This is a genomic window from Johnsonella ignava ATCC 51276, assembly GCF_000235445.1.
In the GTDB taxonomy this organism is placed as follows: domain Bacteria; phylum Bacillota; class Clostridia; order Lachnospirales; family Lachnospiraceae; genus Johnsonella; species Johnsonella ignava.
This window is the reverse complement of sequence record NZ_JH378866.1, coordinates 1-764: the sequence shown is the minus strand read 5'-3', so window position 1 is coordinate 764 and position 764 is coordinate 1. Positions and strand designations below refer to the sequence as shown.

General features: G+C 37.2%; 1 pseudogene. It reads left to right on the top strand.

The window, feature by feature from the left end:
* Positions 1–273: pseudogene (locus HMPREF9333_RS12005) on the top strand (VapE domain-containing protein); the annotation flags it as partial.
* Between the last annotated feature and the right edge of the window lie 491 nt (positions 274–764).

Genomic DNA, 764 nt, shown 5'->3' with positions numbered 1-764 from the left:
AACTTCCTGGACTTTATGGAATGGAAAACGACAAAATCCGATACGCCGGATCTCCTTTGTTCCGCAGAATTTACAAGTAAGTACCCTGAAACGAATGAAAAAGTCTTTTCGGAACTGATGGCAAATGAGATGGCAGGAGAATGGATCTTAGAAGCAAATGTGAAAAGCAAGAAGGTAAGGATTGACGGAGTGGTTCGGGTTAGCAAGAAGTTTTATAAACGAAATATTAATACAGATTTTGTGGAGGTTAATGCTGAAGATATACCATTCTAAGAGTTTTTAAAAAGTCCGCTACCGCTACTTTGCTACCGACTTCAAAGGTAGTGTGGTAGTGGTAGCGATAACTTTCAAATTTATATAAAACGAAAATTGGGCAGAATGAGAGTTATCCGTCTTGGCTGCGGGACACCCTTATTCTTCTGTGATAGTCATAAGGGAGTAGAGTTCATTTTAATAAAAAGAATATGTTCAGAGAGATAGCAAGCATATACTTTTTGACCACAGTCCAAAAAGTAGGCTTGTAAACTGGGAATTCAGCTTAACCAATTTTAGGGAGAACCCTAAAACCCCGAAAAAGAAAGGAGTGATGATAAATGTCAAAAAGCGTAAATCGTAAAAACAATTGTACCGTTCATTTTATGGTGAACGAAGAAGAGATGAAGGAACTCAATCAAAGATTTGCATTGACCAATTTCAAGAGTAAAAGAGAGTTTTATAGAGACAGTTGTTGTGGTTGTTGTGGTAAACTATAGTTGTAACAGGAA